This window comes from Mesobacillus sp., assembly GCF_049588175.1.
Taxonomy (GTDB): domain Bacteria; phylum Bacillota; class Bacilli; order Bacillales; family Cytobacillaceae; genus Mesobacillus.
The window spans coordinates 1-1,855 of sequence record NZ_JBAVFI010000328.1 but is presented as its reverse complement, the minus strand read 5'-3'; the positions used below and the strand labels follow the sequence as shown (position 1 = coordinate 1,855).

2 protein-coding genes are annotated in these 1,855 nt (G+C 41.5%); both read right to left on the bottom strand.

The window, feature by feature from the left end; translation table 11 throughout:
• The coding region (locus tag WB217_RS08055; protein ID WP_423992308.1) for an alpha-amylase family glycosyl hydrolase at positions 1-990 on the bottom strand (990 nt) is incomplete at its 3' end.
• Between the two features lie 70 nt (positions 991-1,060).
• Positions 1,061-1,855, bottom strand: a 795-nt coding sequence (locus WB217_RS08050; protein WP_423992306.1) for a sugar ABC transporter permease, incomplete at its 5' end; no start/stop codon positions are given.

The window sequence follows — 1,855 nt, the reverse complement described above, 5'->3', positions numbered from 1 at the left end:
CCTTGTACCTGGATGCTGCCTGTTCTGGACAGCGTCCCTTGTAAACCTCGCTGTGTCATGATTATCCATGAAGTTGCCCATCAATTCAGGATTTTCATAGATTACTTTGTTTCTTTTGGCTGTTGTAAAAAGCCAGTCCAAAGTCTGGTCAGGCTTAGCAAACGCCGTTCGGAGATGGTCATTCAGCGGGTAATCAACAAAACCATCAATACCTGCCTTGTCATACTTCGCAATGTAATTCGGATCTGATGACCATACCTCCCCAATCAAATAAAAATCCTCCTTGACACTTTTTACTTCCTTTGAAAACTCTGACCAAAAATCAACTGGAACATGGCGGACGGTATCGAGCCTGTAGCCATCGATATCCGTTTCTTCAATCCACCATTTCGCTGCATCAAGCAAATATTTTCTCGTTTCCGGATTTTCCTGCGCCAAGTCAGGCAAACCATACAGCCAGTTGTTTTCCATCTGCTTCTGGTCGTTCCAGTCGATAATATCCTGCTTCTCATGGAACCAGTTTTTCTTAGCAGGATCATTGACCCATTCATGATCAGGAGCCACATGGTTCACGACAAAATCAAGGATAATCTTGATATCACGCTTATGGGCTTCCTTTACTAGTTCTTTGAACTTGTCAACGCTTCCAAAATGCTCTTCTGTCTTATAGAAATCATTGATCCAATATCCATGGTAGCCTTTATCGACATTATCAAAAACAGGTGTCAGCCAGATTGCAGTGAAACCCATATCCTTTAAGTAATCCAGCTTGTCGATAATTCCTTGAAAGTCTCCACCATGATACGCTTTGGGGTCTTGCATATCCACCTTGAAATCATTGCTATTGTCACCGTTATTAAAACGGTCCACCATTAAAAAGTAGATTGTTTCATCCTGCCACTTGCGTCCTTCTTTTTCAACGGCTCCTACAGGTAGGGCGGAAAAAAGAAGAAACATAAATAAGATGAAGGTTGTTAATCTTTTTTTCATCCTTGTTCCTCCTCATAATTTAAGCAAAGGCCAAATATGGCCTTTGCTTAAAAGTGTGTGCCCTAATAGATTATCCTTTTGTTCCGCCAGCCGTCAAACCTGATACAAAGTATTTTTGGAATGACAGGAACAATAGTGCGATGGGAACTGCAATTAACACAGCACCAGCCGCGAAAGTGGTGAATTCCGCACCGAATTGCTTTGCTACCAAATCGTATAATCCTACAGCCAAAGTATACTTGCTTTCTGTCCTTAACAGCACAGTAGCAAGGATAAAGTCGCCAAATGGAGCGATGAATGAGAACAATGCAATGACTGCAATGATTGGTGTCGCAAGCGGCATAACAATTTGGAAAAAGATTCTTAAATGGCCTGCGCCATCCATTTTCGCTGACTCATCAAGCTCCTTCGGAATTGTGTCAAGATACCCCTTCATCAGCCAAGTATTCATAGGAATGGCTCCGCCGACGTATACAAGGATCAAACCAATATGAGAATCCAATAAGCCTGTAAGCAACGCTAAAATGAAAATTGCAATCAATGCTGCAAAGTTAGGAATCATTTGCAGAATCAAGAACGTCATCAAACTGTTTTTACGTCCAATGAAACGGTAGCGTGAGAAAGAATAAGCAGTCAAGCTGACCAAAATTACAGTGAATACCATTGTCAAAACGCTTACCTTCAGTGAGTTCCAGTACCAGTATAAATAGTTGCTCTTACTAGTGTCGAATAGCTCTTTATAATGAGACAGCGTTGCATTTTCAGGGATGATGTTTGAACCCGATAAACTCTGCCCTGGATTGAAGGAAGAACCAACAATCCAAAGAAGAGGATAGATAATGATCGCAAACATTGCCAAAATCAC